A 15,450-nucleotide genomic window follows, 5' to 3' on the forward strand; every position below is an offset into this window, starting at 1 on the left:
GCCGGGTGCTGGTCGCGGTAGCCCGGCCACCGGCCACGCCCGGTCCGGTGATCCGCACCGCGACTCTCGCGCTGTGGTCGGCCATCGACGAGGATGTCGGTGCCCGGTGCAAGACTCCGGGGCATGAGATGGGCGGTGGCCGAGACGGACGGTGGGGGTGCGCGTCTGTGTCCGCTCGACCAGGAGGGTCGACCGGCGGGTCCGGTGGTCCGCGAGCCGTCGCTCGCCGAGGCGGTGCGGTCGCGTCCGGAGGTCGAGCGGTGGGTGTGGCGATCCACGGCGGAGATCTACCGATCGCTGCTGACGGCGGGGGTGCGGGTCGAGCGCTGCTATGACGTGCAGGCCGCGGAGGCGCTGCTGATCGGACACGAGGAGGGGCAGTCCGGTCAGGCTCGCTCGCTGGCGGCGGCCTGGGCGCGACTGCACAACCTGCCCGTCCCGCCGGACGCGCCCGCGCGGGCCGCCGAGACTCAGCCGTCGCTGTTCGAGTCGGGCCCGGTGCCACTGCCGCCCGGCACGGACGAATTCACCGCCCTACTGGAGGTTTACGCGGGACAGATCGCCCGCACCGCGCAGGCCGAACATCCGGACCGAATGCGGCTGCTCGTCGCCGCCGAATCGGCGGGCATGCTGGTGGCCACGGAGATGTCCCGCACCGGAATCCCTTGGCGCGCAGACGTGCACCGCGAGTTGCTGGACAAGCTACTCGGCGAACGCTTCCCGAGCGGACTGGAGCCGCGCAAGATGGCGGAATTGGCCGACCAGGTATCGCGTGCCTTCGGCGGCGTGCGCGTCCGACCGGACCTGCCCAACGACATCATCAAAGCCTTCGCCCGCGCCGGAATCTTGTTGTCCTCCACCAGAAAATGGGAACTTCAGCAGATCGATCACCCCGCGGTCGCGCCCCTGCTGGAATACAAATCGCTCTACCGCCTGCACACCGCCAACGGCTGGGCCTGGCTCGAACAATGGGTGCACGAGGGCCGCTTTCGTCCCGAATACCTGCCCGGCGGAACGGTTTCCGGCCGCTGGACCACCAACGGCGGTGGCGCCCTGCAGATCCCGAAGGTGATCCGGCAGGCGATCCGCGCGGACCCCGGCTGGTCCCTGGTGGTGGCCGACGCCGCCCAGATGGAGCCGCGGATACTGGCCGCGGTCTCCCGTGATCCAGGACTGATGGAGGTCGCCGGTCGCGGCGAAGACCTCTACGCGGATCTGGCCGCCCGCGCCTTCGGCGGCGACCGCGCCCAAGCCAAAATCGCTCTGCTGGGCGCTATTTACGGCCAAACCTCCGGCGATGCGCTCACCCACATGGCCGAACTCCGCCGCCGCTATCCCGTCGCGATGGCCTATGTCGACGACGCGGCGCGCGCCGGCGAACAGGGTCGCCTGGTGCGCACCTGGCTGGGCCGCACCTGCCCACCGGCTTCTGTCACCTCGCCTGAGCAAGCGGAACTGTCGCAAGAGCAGGTCAACGGATACGGCAGCTCGGCCGCGGCCCGTGCCCGAGGGCGCTTCACCTGCAATTTCGTGGTCCAGGGCAGCGCCGCCGACTGGGCCCTGCTGGTGCTGGCGGGCCTACGCCACGCGATGAGCCACGCCGGCCTCCGCGCCGAACTGGTCTTCTTCCAACACGACGAGGTAATCGTGCACTGCCCCGCCGACGAGGCCGCGACCGTCGCCGAAATGATCACCAACGCGGCGGACGCGGCCGGCCGCATCACTTTCGGCCCCATGCCGGTGCGGTTCCCGTTCGCGACAGCCGTGGTGGAGTGCTACTTCGACGCCAAATAGGTCGGTACCCGTACGCCCGTGGTGATCAACGCCGTGGCGGAGGCGATGCAGGTATCGATTCCTCCGCTTCGCGATTTCCGGTGGCGGCCCGGACGCGGTCGTTGCTGCCAGTGCGAGGAACTCGGCGAGGCGGGGGTGGTCCGCGAACACCGCGCTCACGGTGACGTTGCTCATGACTGTTGGCTTGACTATGCCGCAGCGGCATAGTTTTGACTGGGTTGGATGTCGACGCACTCCTGTCGGCAGCGTCGATCCCGGAGGAGGGCGGTCGTGGCGTGGAGCACCCGTCAGCTCGCTGAGCTCGCGGGCACGACTGTGCGGGCGGTGCGGCACTATCACGAGGTGGGCCTGCTCGACGAGCCCGAGCGGCGGTCCAACGGGTACAAGAGTTACGGCGTCGCGCATCTGGTGCGGCTGTCGCGGATCAAGCGGCTGGCCGACCTCGGGTTCTCGCTGGCGCAGATCGCCGAGATGGGCACCGCCGCCGAACATCCCGAACAGGCGTTACGGGCTTTGGATGCCGAGTTGGCCGCGACCGTCGAACGCCTGCAACGGATTCGGGCCGAGCTCGCGCTCACCCTGCGCCGACCCGCGCCGACCGACCTGCCGCCCGAGCTGGCGAAAGCAGCTGCGCACGTGGACCTTTCCGATGCCGACCGCGCGTTCGTCGTCGTGCTCGCCCGGGTGCTCGGGCCTGCGGGGATCGACGCCTACATCGAGATGCTGCAGGGATATCACGCCGAACCCCCGATGGCCGAGTTCGATCGGCTGCCCGCGGACGCCGACGAGCAGACCCGGCACGACCTGGCCGAGCGGATGGCGCCCCAGGTTCGGGCCATGTTCACCGGGAATCCGGGACTGCTGACCCCCTATGCCGACGCACCCCGCGGTGCGCAGTACGCCTGGGCGGCAGTCGAATTCGCCGTGAACGACCTCTACAACGCCGCACAGATCGACGTGCTGACTCGGATCGGACGGGCACTCGAGGCTGCGCCTGAGCCAGGGTGGACATGATCGATCGCGGACACGCCAACTCGGTAACGGGTGATAGCCGCGCAACCTGCTCGAAGCAGTCAACCTGCAGCGGTTCGCCGAATCGTCTGCGCGCCAACCGCGGCCGCCGTGAGAGGTACTCCGAGGCGGCCGCGACTGGTGTCCTACGCGCCGAACCAGCGAGCGAGCGCCTCGCGCAACGTGCGCGCGGCGCTCTCGGCGGATTCGTCGATGGTTGCGGCCCAAGCGATGTGGGCGTCCGGACGGATCAATACCGCATCGGCCGGTCGATCGTCGGTCTTCCCTTGGCGAATGTCGATGCGGTGCGCCCATTCTCGGGCAACCTCGCGCAGCTCCGGGCGATCGGCGAGATCGAGGAAGACAGGCCGCGCCGTCTGCATGAGTTCCGCGACACTGGTTGTGCCGTCATCGGTGTGCAGCGTGAGGTCGGGTGCGAAGGCGCCGATCAAGGTGTGATGGTCGGACCCGGCCATCGGGTAGCGGATATCCGCGTGGCCGACAAGAGCGCCCATGCGACGCAGTGCGGGTTCGTCGGTGACCAGTTCTTGGAAGACCTGCCGCAGTGCGTCGGAGGCCAGGTCGTCGCCGCGCCGCAGGGCCACCTGGGCCCGGGTCTGGATCAGCGCGCGGGCGCCGGCGAAGTGCCGTTCGTCGTGATAGGTGTCCAGCAGCCCGGCGGGCGCCCAGCCCTGGATGTCGGCCCCGAGCTTCCAGGCCAGGTTGACCGTGTCGAGCATGCCGACATTGAGCGCGGTGCCGGTCGCGGGGAACAGGTGCGCCGCATCGCCGGCCAGCATGATCCGCCCGTCCCGGTACCGTTCGAGCTGCCGATCCTTGAAGGTGTAGCGCGATAGCCGAATAGGTTCGCCCAGTGGGAGTTCCGCGCCGAGCACCCGGCGAGCACTGGCCGCCAGCTCGGTCAGGGTCAGTGGCTCGTCGTCGTCGTCGTATTCGATGGACTCGTCTTCGGTGGTCTGCATGGACCAGACCCCGTCCATGACCGCGAACGCGAACACGCCATTGTCGGTTCGGGTGAAACCGGCATGGATCCGGCCCAGCCCGGGGACCTCGATGTCGCCGTTGTCGAGCACAGTCACCGAGTCGGGCACGGTCACCTGGGCCAGCCGGTTGACCTCCGGATAGGTGATGCCAGGGAACTCGAAGCCGGCGAGGTCGCGAACCCGGCTGCGCCCGCCGTCGCAGCCGACCAGGTATCGGGCGGTCAGCTGGTAGGTCCCGTCCGGCCCACGCACCTGCGCGGTCACGGTGGCGTCGTCTTGGCTTATCCCGACCACCTCGTGGCCGCGACGGATCTCCGCGCCGAGTTCGCGGGCGTGTTCGTCGAGCAGCCGTTCGACGTCCCGTTGGGGGAGTGGCAACGCCCGCATCGGCGGATCTGCCACGTGGGTGAAGTCCAAATAGATATTGCCGAACGGGAATCGGGGAGCCACGTGCGGATCGCTGCTGGCCGCTTCGAATCGATCCAGGATCCCTCGGTAGCGCAGCAGGTCCAGGATCCGCCCGCCGATACCGCTGGCCTTCGGGGTGTCTCGCGGCTCCGGCTGCCGCTCCAGCACCAGCGATCGGACTCCGGCCAGGCGTAGCTCACCGGCCAGCATCAGGCCACTCGGGCCCGCGCCCACGATGATTACGTCGATGTCGGTCACTCACCACTCCTACTTGCCGCGTTCTTGCTCAGGTCAGCGATTCTGCAGCATCACCCGGGTCTTGCGACAAGCCCCCTGGTGCGATATATGTTGAGAGCGGGAAGGGGACTACCGCCGCCGAACGCGAAGTTCTGGCAACCGCTTTGGCAAGGGCGGGGCCGACTATCTCACACCAGAGCCGCGCGGCCCTGTGCGTAGGCGATGAGGTTCTCCGCGTCGATCGGCGCGTCCTGATCCGGGAGACATGCGCGTAGTCGGCTGACCGCCTCGTCCAATTCCGGGCCCGGTCCGCGGTCGGCGAGCAGGACGACGATCGCCTCCCAGGTCGCGTACTGCGGGTTCGGGTCGGCCACCAGCTCATCGAGGTATCGGTCGGGTTCCAGCAGTCGAAGCGCGCGGCGCGCGTAGGCGTGCACGCGCTTGGGTAGCTCGGCGCGGATGGTGTCGATATCGGCCTGCAGCGCGTGTCGTCCCGGCTGGGACGGATCGACTCCCAGCGACCACAATTCGGTCAGGTTCTCCGGCATGCCCTGGTCGTTGATCAGGCCGGGGCCGCTCGCCTGCTCGATCGGCACGGGCGGGCGACCGAGCTGCGCATTACGCCAGTTGTGGAACTCCCACCAGGCCGTCGGTGTCGCGCTCAGGCACAGCCCGAATCTGAGCACCTGCTGCCCGTCGGTCCAGGTGCGCAGCGTCCGGGTGCGTCCGACGGACGCCACGCCGTCGGGCATGACGCGCACCCACGTGTCTTCCGAGCCGTCGAAGCCGTACGGCTGCAGCAGCTTGCCGGTTTCGCGCATCAGTCGGCGCAGTGCCGAGTCCGTTCCGACCATGTCAGCAGGTTAACGCCACCTACCGACATAATCGGATCAGCATGCATCGCACCGTGTTTCGCCCGGTTCGGCGGATGCTTGTTCGGCTTACTTCGATTCGACCCGGCCGAGTGGGTCCGGGCCGCCGGTCAGCGCGTCAGACGCCGCCCGCCACGCGGTATCGCCCGGGGAGAACTCGGCGCGGAGGTAGGCCGCGGTGAGCCGCTGGACCGCGGCGACACGCTCGGGATTCTCGTCGGTGGTCTCGGCGACGTCGTATCCCGAGATGCCGCCGAGCCCGTGCTCCGCGTCGAACAGGGTGAGCAGGGACTTGGGGCCGGGGGCGAGGAAGTACGGATCGGTGTGCCAGTCCGGGCCCGCGACCGTCAGGTGGGCCGAGGCGTCCTTCTCCCCGGCGACCACCAGAGTCGGTGTCGTCATCTGGGAGAAGTCGGTGGTCGTGAGGAAGGGGTAGTTCTTGGCCACGGTTTCGGTGAGGGCATCGCCGCCTCGGCCGGGCGCGGCAAGCAGCACACCCGCCGTGATCCGCGGCTCGGTCAGGTCGACTTCGGTTCCGTCCGCCGGATCGATGAGCCGCGCGCCGAGCAGCAGGCTCGCGGTGTGACCGCCCATCGAGTGCCCGGCCACGGCCACCTTGCTGCGGTCCAAGCGTCCGTGAAGTGCTGGGACGGCGGCCTCTAGCACGTCGAGCTGATCGAGGATGCGGTGCATGTCCTCGGCGCGCGATCGCCAATACAGCGGCGCCCCAGGGGTATTGGGATCCAGCTTCAGCGTCGTGGAGCTGAGATGGGTCGGCTGGATCACGACGAAACCGTGCGCCGCCCAGAAGTTGACGAGGGGAGCGTAGCCGTTCAGCGAGGACAGGTTGTTCGATGGGCCCTGGCCGTGCGAGAGCAGGATGATCGGCAGGTCACCGCCGGTCATCGGTGCGGAGACGCGCACCTGCAAGTCGACGGCGCGACCGGGAGCTGCCAGCACTACTGGACTGACCGAGAGGACAGGGGTGGGGGAGTCGAAAGTATCAGCGGGATAAGTGGATTCACTCATGATGTGGTTTCCCTTCAAGGGCCTCTATCGAGGCATGCACAAGCGTCCGCAGGGATACAGTGAAGCGGAGCGCTGTTCCAATTAATATACGGAGCAATGTTCCGCTTTGTCAACGTCCATGATGGCAGGCGGCAACGCGTGGCCGAGCGATGATTTCGGGTCGTTCGCGGCGTCCACATGGGTGGGGGCTACCAGGAGGAATCGCGATGACCGCACAACCTTCGGACATCCCCGACGATCGGGATACCGCGCTCGAACGCCTCGAACCGCTCGTGGGTCGATGGGAGGCGGAAGCTTTCTTCGAAGCGGGCTTCTTCGGTCCGGGCACCCCGGCTCTCACCGACCGGAGCGGCAGGACGACCTTCGAATGGATGAAGACCAAACGGCTCCTTGTCGAGCGGTCGACCGTCGACAATCCCATGGCGCCGGATTCGATCGTCATCATCGAGCCCGGCCGGGACGGCGAATTCGTCCGGCACTACTACGATTCCCGTGGCGTAAGCCGTACCTACCGGATGAGCCTGGACCAGAGCGCCTTACGCATGTGGCGCATGGAACCCGGCTTCTCCCAACGGTATTCCGGCACCTTCAGTGCTGACGGCAATCAGATCACCGGCGCGTGGGAGAAATCCGCCGACGGCACCACGTGGGAACACGACTTCAACCTGTCCTACTTCCGCATCGCGCCCGAGTAGTCAGGGGAGTGGGATGGGGGTTGCGGGCACGGGGGTGCCGGTGATGCCGACGGGGTGGCTCAGCAGGCGGCCCGCGGTGGTGATCAGCAGGGTGCTTCCGTCGAACGCGACTGAGGAGACGAACCCATCGGGGAGGTCGATCTGCGTGTCGAGTCGCCCGTCCGGCGTGAATCTTGCTGCGGCACTTCCGGTGCCGAGCGCGACCCAGACGCCTCCTTCGGCATCGACGGCGAGGCCATCGCATTCGCCGACCGGAGCTGTCGCGAAGACGTGCGTTTCACCGTTGTCTATCAACAGGATTCGGCTCTCGGCAGCGGCAGGGAATCTGCACCCTCACTCGGGATCCGCGCGCGGAATAGGGCCCGAGAGCCAGTGCAGGTCCCGAGTGAGAGTGCGGATCTGTGGTGCTACCGGTCGGGGAGAGCCTCGGCGGGGGAGGTCAGGCCATGGCAGGCATCTGCATCGGCGCGGTGACGCGCCAGGTGGCCGGGACGTCGCGCATGAGCAGCGTGCAGTCGAGAGTTGCACTGCCGCTGGGGAAGCGGGTCTGGTCCTCGAAGTAGGTGGATTGGACGGCGTGGGTATGTGCCGGGCGCACTTGCCATTTGGCTGTGTTCAGCTCGAGGCCGTCGAGGCGGTGGCCGTCGCGGCTGGCGGAGAAGCCAACCGACCCCTGGCGGAAGAACTCTGAGGCCGTGGCCAGGTCGGGGAACAGCTCGCTGCCGTCGAACTCGTCGACCGTGCGGACATCCACACTGACCTGGGTTGTGTTGTCCTGGCTCGTGAATGCGACGTGCAGGTCGTGCTGACTCTCCTTGACGTCGAACCGAGCCAAACTGTGCACGCCGGGGAACAGGCGTCCGCCGAGCAACACATTCAGCGATGATCCGCTGTCCCGCTGCGGAATATAGACGCCCTTCTCGACCCCGTCCGGACCGTCCCATTCGACCGCGATCCGATGCGCCGCGTTCTCACTGCGCACACCGATCGAGCCGGGCAGCCCGACCGGACGGACCTGACCGAGCCGAACGAGACAGATCCCCGCAACCGCCCAGTCGCCGACCAACTGTGGTCGCAGCGGCGCCGGTAGCAGGCGTGCCGCAACCTCGGGCTCGACGCGGTAATTGACCAAGAGCCGTCTCTCGATAACGCTCGAAATTTGCGGCATCATGTCGCGAATCCTCCCTCCGGAGTCGGCTGCACCACTGTTGTGGTGGATGCCGATTCTCGCTGAATTCGACGGTAGTCCGCATCGCCCTGCAAAGCACCGAGAGCTTCGTCGCATACAACGGCAACGGCGGGTCTGACCCGAAGGCCGGACCCGCCGTTGCCGACGAACTCAAACGATCATCAGGGCAATCGCGCCTCGATCGCCTCGATGATCCGCGGCCGCAGCTCTGCGGCGCTGATCACCGCGTCGACCGAACCGACCTCGACCGCACGGTGGATGTTGTGCACCTTGTCGAATTCCGCGGCGACCTCGCTGAGCTTCTCCGTGCGAACCGACGACCGAGTCTCGTCGAGCTCGGCGGTCAGCGTCGCCCGGTCGGTGCCGGACGCGTTCGCGGCCCGCGCCGCCAGGTCCCGCACCCGCGCATCGGCCGCGGTACGCCGGTTGACGTCACCCGCGAACACCACCGCGGCGGCCGGCGCGCCACCGAGTACGGAGGCGAACGAACCTTCCAGCGCGAGCACGGTCATATTCGGGTTCAGCTGCTTCGAGAACACCACGAACGCGCCACCGTGATACCGCGAGATCACGCAGAACACAATGGGCCCTTGGAAGTTCACGATCGCACGGCCGATCTCGGCGCCGTACTCCAGCTGCAGCTTCTTCATCGATTCCGGTGAACCGTCGAAGCCGGACAGGTTGGCGAGCACGACCAGCGGCCGATTGCCGCTGGCCCCGTTGATCGCCCGCGCGGCCTTCTTCGACGACTGCGGGAACAGCGTGCCCGCGGTGTAGGTGTCCGGCCCGTCGGTGGACGGGAACCCGCGCCGCGGCACGCCCCGCGACTCGATACCGAGCAGGCACACCGGGATACCGCCGAGGTGCGCGTCCTGCACCACGGCCGTCTCGGCGTCGGCCATGCCGGCCCAGCGCTCCAGCACCGGGTGGTCCTGGTCGGAGACGGCCCGCATGACGGACCGAATGTCGAAGGGCTTCTTGCGATCCGGGTTGGCGGCGGCCGAGAAGATCTCGCCGACGGTCCGGAAGTCGCTGTCCGCCAGCGCATGCGGGAAGTCGGAGACGTCGCGATCGATGGGATCGCTCGACTGCGACCGGCGCGGCCCCTGCTCGCCGGGTGCGATGTAGGTGTGGTCGTAGTGCGACATCAGCACGTCACGCGCCGCGGCCAGATCCGGCGCCCAGTACTGCGCCTGGCCGTTCGGGCCCATCACCCGGTCGTAGCCGCCGATACCGAAGTTGTCCTCGGCCGAGACACCACCGGAGAAGTCCAGCGCCTGCTTGCCGGTGAGCACCATCGCGGAGTCCGGCGTCATCACCAGGATGCCCTTGGTGTGCATGAGCATCGTCGCTTCGGCGTTCCAGTACGGCTGCGCGCCGACGTTGATGCCCGCGACCACGATGTTGATTTCGCTGCCGTCCTGGGTGAATTCGACGATCCGCTTGAGCGCGGCCGCCACCCAGTCCATGTTCTCGGTGCCGGACTCCATCGAGATCCGAGCGCCGGAGGACAGCGCGTACCACTCCAGCGGCACCCGCATCTGCTCGGCCAGATCCAAGGCCGCGATGATCCGGCGGCATTCCGGTTCCGACAGTGCGCCAAGCGATTTCGTCGGATCGCCGAGCAAGATCACTCGGGTGACACCCTCGGGATACTGCGCGGTCGGCGTGCTGACCACGCCCGCCACGATCGCCGCGGTGTTGCGTCCCTTGGGCCGATCGACCGGCACCAGCACGTGGTTCGTGTCGAGGTCGTATTCGGTGAAGTCGCCGAGCTGACCGGTCAGCTCGTACGGGTACACGGTGCCGCGGCTGCTGGCGCGCAGCACCTTCTGCCGGTACTCGTCGAGCGGCTCGACCACCTCTTCGGAGCGTTCGCCGACGGTCACCTCGGTGGAGTCGAAGCCGATGCGCAGCGCCACCTTGGTGAGCTCGCCCGTCTTCGGATCGCGCTGGCGGGCGATGAGCAGGATCTCCTCCAGCCCGGCGCCCGCGGTGGTCGGACGCACATGCCGGACAACCGTTTCCAGCTCGGCCGGGGTGACGTCGATCGGCGGCCAGATGTACATCACGATGCGGTTGGTGTTGAACCGATTGGCCGACGGCCGCAGCGACTGCGCCCGGCGGATCGAGTCGAGACAGGTCGCGATGGCGATCTCGGCGGTCGGCAGCGCGAGCAGCCTGCCGTCCTGCTCACGCAGCGCGGCCAGGTCGCGTACCTGCGCGAACGCGATGAGGCGTTCGTCCGCCGGGTTCTCCTTCGCGACGCAGCGGAACAGGTACACCTCTTCGTCGTCGGAGGACGGCAGCCGGGTGAGGTCGAACTTGCGCAGCCGCTGCATCTGCATCCGCTGGGCGATGTACGGGTGCAGGCCGCGGATCAGTCGCTCCTCGACCATGCCGGTGGCCGACGGACGGAAGGTGAAGTGGTGGTGCATCACCGCGCCGCCGCTACCGGCGACCGCGACGGTGATCCGGTGCACCTGGCTCGGCAACGTGTAGGCACCGAGGACCTCGTGCAGCTCCGCTGCCATCGCGTCGAAGTCCGCGGGCTGCTTCTCCCAGCTGAGGTAGATGTCGGCGTCGATGGACGCGGCACCGCTGGCGAGTTCCTTGAGCCCGCGCAACGCGGTGTCGAGCGCGTCGAAGCGCACCGCCGTGGAGACCAGGCTCAGACCGCGCCGCTCGGCGATCACGAAGGTGCAGCCGCCGACCTCGTGGGTCCGCACACCGGCCAGACCCTTGTTGCCGTAGTACCGGCGGGTCAGCACCTCCAGCATCACCGTGTTGTCCTGGTTGCCCCGCACCAGCCGCTGACCGAGCAGCCGCACCAGCGGCTCGGTGCTGCGCACCATGTCGGAGATGCGCTCGGCGCGATCGGCCGACTCCGGCTGGGCGTCCAAGTGGCGCAGGTGCTTACGGATGTTGGTGTACACCCGGGCACGGTTGCGCCGCAGCAACGGCTGGCCGTACCAGGCGTACACCAGACCGCGCGCGAGGTCGGCGATCACGGGGACGCGAATCTGCGTCGCCGCCACCAACCGCTCCAACGCGAGACCGACCGGCTCGCGCAACGCGCGATCCGGCATCGGCTCCTGCAGCCACTCACGCAGCAGCGTGGTGATGACAGTGACGGTGTCGGACGGACGCTGCTGCGCGAGGAAGATGCGGAAGACCGCGGCTTCGAGCTCGGGCGAACGTTCCAGCTCGGTGACGCCGTAGTGGCCGAGCGCGTTGGCGAGCTTGGCCTGGAACGACTCCGGCAGCCCGGCCCGCTCGACGTCGAGGCTCTGCAGGTAGGTGTGGAAGTACTCACGCGCGCTGTGCACGTGGCTCTGGCTGCCGTCCTCGTCCGACGAGCGATTGTGGCTCAGCTCGGCGAGATCGGCGAACACCTGCATGAGCTCGAGTTCCTCGGCCAGCGGCCGGCGACCGTCCGCGAGGGCGGCCCGGCGCGCGGTGAGGTAGTCGCTGAGCACGCGACTGTCGTCGTGCGGGTCGACGTCGTAACCGAGCAACAGGCTGCGCAGGTCTTCCTGGCCGCGGGTGGTGCGTTCGTGCGGTTGCACCTGCGCGGGACCGACGGGCAGGTCCAGCTCGACGGTCCCGACGGCCTCGGCCTCGGCTTCGTCCGCATCGCCGAGCGGCTCGAGCCACATCAGCGGTGCACCGGTCTCGACCTGGGTGCCGACGGATACGGCGCATTCCTTGACCCGGGCCTTGAACGGCGCGCGCAGCACGGTTTCCATCTTCATGCTCTCCAGCACGAGGACCGGCGCGCCCGCCTCGACCTCGGCGCCGACCTCGAGCGGCGTCGCGACCACCAGCGCGGGCGCGGGGGAGCGGACGACGCCGCCCTCGTCCCGGCTGATCCGATGGGTCACGCCGTCGACATCGACGAGGTGCACCGGTCCGTGGGTGCCGGTGGTCAGGCGGTAGCGGGTGCCGTTGACCATGATCTGCCCGGTGTGCCGGTCGAAACGCTCCAGATCGACGTCGGCGGTGCGGATGTCGCCACTCGCCTCGATGCCGATGCGGAACCGGTGCGCACCGATCCGCGCGACGCGCACGCGGTAGCTCGCGCCGCGCAGCTTCAGGTCGAGCGGTCGACCGCTCTCGTGCTGCACCTGCGGTCGTCCGCCGGACGCCGTGGACAGCAGCCGATGCTGCTCGGCCCGCTCGTCTTCTTCGTAGGCGTCGATGGCGGCCGCGGCCAGCGCGATGGCGGAGTGCCGGTGCGAGACGAGCCTGCCTTCACCGCGGACGCGGTCGATCCAGCCGGTGTCGGCGCTGCCGTCGATCACCTCGGGCTGGTTGAGCAGGTCGAGCACGAAGCTCTTGTTGGTCGCGCCGCCCTCGATGATCACCCTGGTCTGCGCGACAGCGCGGCGCAGCCGGCCGAGCGCCTGCTCGCGGTCGCTGCCGTAGGCGATGATCTTGGCGATCATCGAGTCGAAGTCGGCCGGGATGGTATCGCCCTCGCTGACGCCGGTGTCGACCCGGATGCCAGGGCCCGCAGGCAGATTCAGCCGCGCGATGCGGCCGGGGGCGGGTGCGAAGTCGCGGTCCGGATCTTCGGCGTTGAGGCGGGCCTCGATGGCGTGCCCGCGCTCGATGGGCATATCGCCCTCGAGCCGGCCGCCGGAAGCCACGTGCAGCTGTGCCCGGACGAGGTCGAAACCGGTGGTGTACTCGGTGATCGGGTGCTCGACCTGCAGGCGGGTGTTCACCTCGAGGAACGCGAACAGCTGGTCGCCGGGGTGGTAGAGGAACTCGACGGTCGCCGCGCCACGGTATTCGACCGCGATGGCCAGCCGCTCGGCCGAGGCCTTGAGCTCGGCCGCCTGCTCGGTGCTCAGCACCGGCGACGCCGACTCCTCGATGACCTTCTGGTTGCGCCGCTGCACCGAGCAGTCGCGCACGCCGAGCGCCCACGCGGTGCCCTGGCCGTCCGCGATCACCTGTACCTCGACGTGCCGGGCGCCGGTGACCAGTCGTTCCAGGAACACCACGCCACTGCCGAACGCGCGCGCGGCCTCTTGCCGGGTGCGCTCGTAGGCGTCGACGAGGTCTTCGTCGTTGGTGACCACGCGGATACCGCGCCCGCCACCACCGGCGGTCGCCTTGAGCATCAGCGGGTAGCCGATCTCGGCTGCGGCGGTCATGGCGGCTTCCACCGTCTCCACCGCGCCGCGGCTCCACGGCGCGACCGGCACGCCGACCTCTTCGGCGATCAGCTTGGCGCCGATCTTGTCGCCGAGCTTGCGCATGGCATCCGGGCTCGGGCCGATGAAGGTGACACCGATCTGTTCACACAGTTCCGCGAACGCCGGGTCTTCCGCGACGAAACCCCAGCCGACCCACGCCGCGTCGGCGCCGGTCGCGATCAGCGCCTGCTCCAGCGCCTTCAGGTCGAGGTACGGCCGCGCGGATGCGGGTCCGAGGTCATAGGCGATATCGGCCTCGCGGACGAACGTCGCGTTCCGGTCGACGTCGGTGTACAGAGCGACGGTTTCGATCGGACGCGCGGTTGCCGCGGCCAAATCTCGGACGGCGTGGATGAGGCGCATTGCGGCCTCTCCCCGGTTCACGATGGCGATGCGGCTGAACACTCGCCGACTCCTTCCTCTCCAGAGCTGGCCCGAGCAACGGGCGAAAGGTTACAACTCACGGTCCCGCGTAGTGTGCACCTCTAATCCAAATATGTGCACAGCGAACGGGTGTTACCGGCCCGTAGCGTGCAAGAAGCCGGGGTCGGCGGGTCCGGGATGTGGTTCGCCCGACGGGTCGGCGTCCGGAATCGGGCGGGTCGCGTCGATGAATCACATTGGGTACAAACAGTATCTGCCCTCGGTTGCGGATCCGCTTCCTTCGATGGTGGAACCGGACATAGGTCCGGCGCGCGATGATCTCGCGGTCCGCAGGTCCTCAGCTGGCGGGCACTTGTTGCTGGAACCAGGTGAGGATCTGCGGCAGCGCGGTTTTGGCGGTGCCGTTGTGGTCGATATTGCCGAGGTCCTGCAGGGTGGCGTTGTCGCTGTGCAGGGCCTGCAGGCAGTGTTCGGCGTTGGCGAAGGCCACGTTGCGGTCGCCGGTGGCGGCGTAGAGGTGGACCGGGACGCGCGGGGTCCAGTCGCAGGTGCCGTCGCTGTCCGTCATTGCCTTCAGGACTGCGCCGGTCGGATTTTGCGCCAGGGCGATGAACTGCGGCGTCAGCAGTTGATCCGGGGTGGCGGGCAGGGCGGCGCCGATCGCGGTTTCGTTGTGCTCGCCGTCAAAGAGGCCGTCGACCTTGTCGGCGTAGGGCTCCTGGAAGGCTTCGGCCGGGTTGTCGTAGAGGTGGTAGATCCGGTTCATGCTGGTGACCCAGTACGCGAAGTAGAACACCGCCGACGCCGGGGCGACCCGGCCGTCGAGTCCGGCGGGCGTCTCGACGTGCTGCACGTCGTAGGGGCCGCTGATCGGCGCCAGTGCGGCGAGGCCGAATCCGGGCACCGCACCCGCCTGGAGCGCTTTGCCGAATGCTGTCGCCGCGTGGCCGCCCTGGGAGAAGCCGGTGACGAGCACGTCCCGCTCGAGCTCTCGATGCTGTTGGGCTGCTACGTCTTTGGCTGCGGCCAGCAGGTCGGCCGAGGCGCTCACCTCGGATGGGCCGTGCGTGTAGGGGTGGGTTCCGGGGCCGTCGCCGAGGCCGAGATAGTCGGGCGCGATCGCCGCATATCCGACCGCCGCGAACATGAGTGTGCGGGCCTGGTCGGGGCGGGTCATGCTGTTGCGCGACGGTGCATCGGTCTTGAGTACGAGGGTGCCGTGCTCGAAGGTGACCAGGCGTAGCCGTGGTGATTCGGTGCGCGGCAAGACGACCAGCCCGCTTGCGGTGGTCGGTTCACCCGTCGGTGTGATGGTGCGGTAGTCGACGCGATATGCGTCTACTCCGTTGTGTACCGGGGTGTCGAGCTTGCCGGAGGCGAAGTAGTTCGCCAAGTCCTCGGCCGACAGCTGCGCGACCGGAATGGCACTCACCACCGTGCCACGGTCCGGGGCGGGCGGGGCGTCTGCGCGGGCACAGGCGGTCGCCCCGCCCAACAGGACTACTGCGCCGGTGACGGCGGTGAGGAAATGACGAAGCCTGGACACACGGCACCAACCTTCTGCTGTCGACTACTGCGGTGGATATCCCACGATTGGATTGCGTTCACAGCACGGGCAAT

The 15,450-nt window shown here is 68.2% G+C and carries 10 protein-coding genes; 3 read left to right on the forward strand and 7 right to left on the reverse strand.

Annotated features, from left to right (window positions below):
• Positions 1 to 123: 123 nt before the first annotated feature.
• Both ABZ942_RS36675 and ABZ942_RS36680 read left to right on the forward strand, forming a co-directional pair.
• Entirely contained in the window at positions 124 to 1,794 is a 1,671-nt protein-coding gene (locus ABZ942_RS36675; protein ID WP_357390370.1) for a bifunctional 3'-5' exonuclease/DNA polymerase, read from the forward strand.
• A gap of 222 nt (positions 1,795 to 2,016) precedes the next feature.
• Positions 2,017 to 2,808 carry a MerR family transcriptional regulator gene (locus tag ABZ942_RS36680; RefSeq protein ID WP_357390372.1) on the forward strand — a complete coding sequence of 264 codons (792 nt, stop codon included), beginning with the start codon at positions 2,017 to 2,019 and terminating at the stop codon, positions 2,806 to 2,808.
• Between the two features lie 143 nt (positions 2,809 to 2,951).
• Here ABZ942_RS36680 and ABZ942_RS36685 read toward each other — a convergent pair whose 3' ends face one another.
• The 3 genes from ABZ942_RS36685 to ABZ942_RS36695 all read right to left on the reverse strand — a co-directional run bounded on the left by ABZ942_RS36685 (position 2,952) and on the right by ABZ942_RS36695 (position 6,355).
• Positions 2,952 to 4,475 (reverse strand): FAD-dependent monooxygenase, encoded by a 1,524-nt coding sequence (locus ABZ942_RS36685; protein WP_357390374.1) that lies wholly within the window; start codon positions 4,473 to 4,475, stop codon positions 2,952 to 2,954.
• Positions 4,476 to 4,642: 167 nt separating this feature from the next.
• On the reverse strand, positions 4,643 to 5,308 hold the full coding sequence (locus ABZ942_RS36690) for a hypothetical protein (protein ID WP_357390376.1): 666 nt from the start codon (positions 5,306 to 5,308) through the stop codon (positions 4,643 to 4,645).
• Positions 5,309 to 5,395: 87 nt separating this feature from the next.
• Positions 5,396 to 6,355, reverse strand: coding sequence for a chlorophyllase (locus tag ABZ942_RS36695; protein ID WP_357390378.1), 960 nt, complete (start codon positions 6,353 to 6,355; stop codon positions 5,396 to 5,398).
• Positions 6,356 to 6,561: 206 nt separating this feature from the next.
• On the opposite strand from ABZ942_RS36695, the gene ABZ942_RS36700 reads away from it, so the two are divergent.
• Positions 6,562 to 7,050, forward strand: a complete 489-nt coding sequence (locus tag ABZ942_RS36700; RefSeq protein ID WP_357390380.1) for a hypothetical protein — start codon at positions 6,562 to 6,564, stop codon at positions 7,048 to 7,050.
• Here the strand turns inward: ABZ942_RS36700 and ABZ942_RS36705 are convergent, their stop codons facing one another.
• From ABZ942_RS36705 to ABZ942_RS36720, 4 genes are all read right to left on the reverse strand, one after another.
• Positions 7,051 to 7,344 (reverse strand): SMP-30/gluconolactonase/LRE family protein, encoded by a 294-nt coding sequence (locus ABZ942_RS36705; protein ID WP_357390382.1) that lies wholly within the window; start codon positions 7,342 to 7,344, stop codon positions 7,051 to 7,053. It abuts the gene before it with no gap.
• A gap of 145 nt (positions 7,345 to 7,489) precedes the next feature.
• Complete coding sequence (locus tag ABZ942_RS36710) at positions 7,490 to 8,221, reverse strand: DUF2071 domain-containing protein (protein WP_357390384.1); 732 nt, start codon at positions 8,219 to 8,221, stop codon at positions 7,490 to 7,492.
• Positions 8,222 to 8,400: 179 nt separating this feature from the next.
• Positions 8,401 to 13,851, reverse strand: coding sequence for a carboxyl transferase domain-containing protein (locus ABZ942_RS36715; protein ID WP_357390386.1), 5,451 nt, complete (start codon positions 13,849 to 13,851; stop codon positions 8,401 to 8,403).
• Between the two features lie 316 nt (positions 13,852 to 14,167).
• Entirely contained in the window at positions 14,168 to 15,376 is a 1,209-nt protein-coding gene (locus ABZ942_RS36720) for a hypothetical protein (protein WP_357390388.1), read from the reverse strand.
• Positions 15,377 to 15,450: the final 74 nt, after the last annotated feature.

Source organism: Nocardia sp. NPDC046473, assembly GCF_040645995.1.
Classification (GTDB): domain Bacteria; phylum Actinomycetota; class Actinomycetes; order Mycobacteriales; family Mycobacteriaceae; genus Nocardia.